Origin of the sequence: Trichococcus collinsii (genome assembly GCF_900107505.1) — a bacterium.
Classification (GTDB): Bacteria; Bacillota; Bacilli; order Lactobacillales; family Aerococcaceae; genus Trichococcus; species Trichococcus collinsii.
The window spans coordinates 1-4628 of the sequence record NZ_FNQH01000021.1 but is presented as its reverse complement, the minus strand read 5'-3'; the positions used below and the strand labels follow the sequence as shown (position 1 = coordinate 4628).

The 4628-nt window shown below is 36.6% G+C and carries 4 protein-coding genes; 3 read left to right on the top strand and 1 reads right to left on the bottom strand.

Annotated features, from left to right (window positions below):
- Positions 1 to 170 precede the first annotated feature (170 nt).
- Complete coding sequence (locus tag BLV66_RS15370; protein WP_086943883.1) at positions 171 to 989, top strand: ParA family protein; 819 nt, start codon at positions 171 to 173, stop codon at positions 987 to 989.
- 30 nt (positions 990 to 1019) lie between these two features.
- A complete protein-coding gene (locus tag BLV66_RS15365) occupies positions 1020 to 1430 on the top strand; it encodes a hypothetical protein (RefSeq protein WP_086987722.1) in 411 nt (136 codons plus the stop codon).
- A gap of 928 nt (positions 1431 to 2358) precedes the next feature.
- Here the strand turns inward: BLV66_RS15365 and BLV66_RS15360 are convergent.
- The gene (locus tag BLV66_RS15360; RefSeq protein WP_086987723.1) at positions 2359 to 3555 is read right to left on the bottom strand and encodes an ATP-binding protein; all 1197 of its coding nucleotides are present in this window, start codon (positions 3553 to 3555) and stop codon (positions 2359 to 2361) included.
- Positions 3556 to 3962: 407 nt separating this feature from the next.
- On the opposite strand from BLV66_RS15360, the gene BLV66_RS15355 reads away from it, so the two are divergent.
- Positions 3963 to 4274: a BRCT domain-containing protein gene (locus tag BLV66_RS15355; RefSeq protein ID WP_086987724.1), complete on the top strand. Its 312-nt coding sequence runs from the start codon at positions 3963 to 3965 to the stop codon at positions 4272 to 4274.
- Positions 4275 to 4628 lie beyond the last annotated feature (354 nt).

Sequence of the window (4628 nt, the reverse complement as noted above, 5' to 3'; positions counted from 1 at the left end):
GTATACCAAAAAAACTATGCAAGAGTATACTAGTATACTCTTGCATATATTACATTTATGTTACATTCTTACAAAAGTATCTTTCAAAGGAGTATACCGTTGCATAGTTTTTTATGAATGGTATAATCTATACATGAGTATACTATTGAATATTTTTCGGAGGGACATACATGGACGGAAAAGTATATGTTGTAGGAAATTTTAAAGGTGGCGTAGGAAAAACAAAAGCCGTCACAATGTTAGCGTATGAAGCGGCCACACAATTTAAAGATCGCACTTTGGTAATCGATTTGGATCCACAAGGGAATGCCACACGTGTCTTAGCCAAAACGGGTAATATTGATAATATAGATAAATCTATTACTGACGGATTTCGTGTAGGTAATTTAGAGAATGAAGTCATATCCATTATGCCTAAACTTGATTTGATACCAGCCAATACTTCCTTCAGGAACTTAACAAAAGTATTGTTCGAAAAGTTTCCAGAAGATGAAATTTCTCAAATTTCTTATTTAAAAGAGTTAATCAAACCGTTGAAAGGAAAATACGATCGTATCTATATTGATGTTCCACCAACCATTTCGGATTACTCAGACAATGCAATGATGGCAGCAGACTACTGTATCATTGTCTTACAGACGCAAGAATTATCACTAGATGGTGCGCAGACATATATCGCTTATATGCAGTTTCTCTCTGAAAAGTACAACGCACATTTGCAAGTACTGGGAATCATTCCTATGATGTTACGACAGGGAGGACGTGTTGATACAAAAGTCCTCGATCAAGCAAAAGAAATGTATGGGAATAATGTATTGGGAACAATTGTTAATTACCAGGAACGCTTGAAAGTTTATGACGTGGAAGGTATCCATGTAAACAGAAATATCAGTGGAACTATAGAAATGTGGGACGGAAAGGCACACCAATTATTCATAGATGTTTTGACAGAGCTAGATGAACACGAAAGGTACTTGGAAAGCATTTAGATTATTATCGCGTAGGAAAGGAGTCGTTTTATGAGTAAATCATTTGAACCACTTATCAAAAAGAATAAGAATAGCCTACTAGAAAAAAATGTCAGCATTAAAGGAACCAATGAATTCGATCGGACACCCCTTCGGCCTATTATAACGCCCTCAAAAATAGACATACCGTCTGAGCAAAAAATAGAACAACAATCACAAGAAAAAAGTATTCCAGATAATTTTTTTAAGGCTACAAAAACCGCAAAGTTATCACCCGACGTATTACTTCGATTAAATACTTTGAAACCATTTATTGAAGAGTTAGAAGAGACAGATAAGTCTACAGTTAATGATATGATGCAAATGCTGATTGAATGTTATGTGAACACACGACTCACTACTCGTCAAAGAGAAGGATATAATCAAATGTATGCTCACCTTTTTGAGCACTCAAAAAAGTAAAGCTTCTGATAAACATGCCCTGCATTTAATAAAAAGCATGGATAACTGTCAATAAGCAACTTATGATGTGCAGTGCTCTTATTTAAGAGTATCCGAGACAAAGGAAGTTTGAAATTCTTTATCCCTTAATACGTATTTAAAAGTAAACATTTTATCACTACTAATGACTAACTTATGATTCTGTAATTCGGTGAAAAAAATATTTTTGACTCAGCCTAATTCGTTAAAGGTAAGTCTAAAGTTATTTTTCCATGAGCATAAGGAGGTCACTCCGCTGCGGTTTTCTCAATCTCTCGAAAACCGCGGCAGATCAGGCAAAGCCTGATGCGTCCTCTACTCCGCTCAAAACGACCCAAAAAGGCCTATTTTAATAGTTTTTAATAGGAATTAGTAGTTTTTAATAAGCCTAAAACACATTTTTAATAACATTTAATAAGAGGATGAAAAGTCACCTTAATCAAGAAGTTCTCCCCTCGCTCTACATAATTGAGTAAAGAATGCCGCAGTCCATTCCTATTCTTGCTTTGCTTAAGAATAGTATAAAAAATTAGAGAATTTTCATATCCAATAGTCTATTGAGACAAAATTTTGTAGGATATTCTTTGGGGAAACTTGAGTTTTCTTGATAAATCGTAAACATATTAGATTAAAAATACCAATTCAGTAAAACAGATTTCTGCTGTAAAGAAAACACACAGATACTATTATTTGCAAACAGATTTCCTTTCCTTTGATTGAGTATATGAGTAGGTTGTTTTCTTGATTATGAACTTCTAGTTCGTCGTTTTCCTACTTATATTAATTTCAACAGGACTTATTTCACGCTAATTATCATAAGAAAGCGACTCTTTCTACTAGACCAGAAAGAGTCGCTTTTCATTAACGGAAGAAAGAAAAGAAGTGTTGTTCACGGGTTTATACGTGGCCGCTATTCTTCCAGTAGAAAATCAAAAACATTTTTGTGTAGAATCCCATTTTGGGACATATCCAGTCGATCCATCGTGATCAACCATTTTGGATAATTGTCTGTAATTTTGTCGAAAGCTTTAAATTCTCGCTCTTTTGTCTGCTCGTCCATCACCGAAAGAGAGACTTGAATATACATTTTTGTATCCGATCTTTCCGCAATGAAATCAATTTCGGCGGTCCCATTTTTCCCAACAAAAACCTGGTATCCTCGTCTGATTAACTCTAAGAACACAATATTTTCAAGATCATGTCCCATATTGGAAGACTTATAGCCGATCAATTGATTGCGTAACCCCATATCGACAATATAATACTTTCCGTTTGTTCTTAAGAGCTCTTTCCCGCGTATATCATAACGACTGCACTGGTAAAGAATATAAGCATCACACATCAACATCAAGTAATTATCCACTGTATCATGGCTGATTTTTGATCCCTCAGAGCGCAACGTATTGGCTATTTTATTAGTGGACAAACTATTGCCGATATTATCAAATACAAATTTTGCGACCTTGTAGAAGCCACCAATTTCTCTTATTTCACCGCGGCTAATAATATCTCTTGAGAAAATAGAATCAAAGAGTCCTTGGTTAATCGTTCGAATCAAATTTTCGTCTTCCACCAGGTTCACTGCGGGGAAGGACCCGCTGCGGATATACTGTTGATAATGTTGTTCTAGGTTATTTACCGTATCGTACTGTTTAAACTCCAAAAACTCACGGAAAGACAAGGGGTAGACCTTTATTTCAATATACCGTCCGGATAAGTAGGTAAGATATTCTCCAGAAAAAAGACTGGAGTTTGATCCTGTCACATAAATATCCGCATTTAACGTCACCTTGAGACTATTAATAACCTTAGCCCATTCCTGAATTTCTTGCGCTTCGTCAATCAGCAGATACACCCGCTTCTGTCCTGGAATCCGTTCCCTCAGATAAGCATGGAGGCGGTGGCCGTCTTTCAAAGGTTCATTTTCCATCTTCTCATAACTGATTTCGATAACTTGATCTTCTTCGACTCCACGCTCCAGTAGCCAGTCTTTATACAGCATTAAAAGGGTTGATTTCCCACAACGCCGGACACCAGTCAGTACTTTCACAAAATCGCTGTCTTTTGCCTGAATCAATTTATCTAAATAACTCTGACGATTAAACATACTGTTCCTCCTAAAATCCTGTGACATAAGCGAAATATGTCTCATTTCCAAATATTTATTCGAGCATACGCTAATAATTTTATTTTTATGCATATATTTCGATTATACTCTAAAAACTTATTTATTTGTTTGGTTTTTCGATTATACTCGAGGAATTTTTTATTTGTCGCTAAATTTAGTAGATTTGAATGGGAGTCGTCCATTCTTCAATCTGAAAGTGTCTTGAAACCCTTTATTTTCCCACCCACTTTAAAGTAAAAAGGGGTCTAAGGTTAGGTTGAGAGCAATATAAGGCCTTTTTCTGCAAAAAGAATACACGTTCGCTAATCGTTCTTGATAAAAGTCTTTCGAGAAGGGTAAAATAGAGAAAAGAACACTTCCAGCTGAGGGGAAAGGCAGGTGATACTATGTTGCGGGGCGAAAAAATTGTATTTACGGGTAAATTGGATACGTTATCTCGGAAGCAAGCGCAGGCCTTAGTCACTGCCTTAGGAGGAAAACCGCAAGCAGCTGTCACAAAAGATACCACCATCCTTGTGGTTGGAAAAGCGAACACCAATCTTTTCCAAGAAGACCCGCGAAGTCTGAAGATGCAAAAAGTGGAAGCTTTGCAACAAGAAGGCCACGCTGTTTGTGTTTTGTCCGAGCAGGCATTCTTGGAGAAAGCCCTGTTACACCTAAATCAAGTGGTGGGGATTATGAGTGGATCTAGAAGGTAGGATGAACCCACCTCTTCTGTTTCAGAAGGTCTAAAAAGAGAGAGCACTGAATGAAAATCAACTTAAAAGTAAATGCATTTCAAAATTCTCGAATATAGGGATTAGTCAAAGTTTCTAATTTTTACACGCCTACTAGCCCTAGAGGCGTTTGATGGATTGACGGGCGACCTCCTCAAAATTGAAATAGGATTTTTGACCCGTCATCCGCGTGTGGCTATAATGGAGATAGGAGATGTAAAGAGTAATTACAACTAGGAGGAGATTGTTATGAAGAAGTATGTACGCTTTGGAATTATGATTTTGGTCTCTACGGTAATTATGTATTTTTTGATGTTCTTGAATGTATTTCAGCTA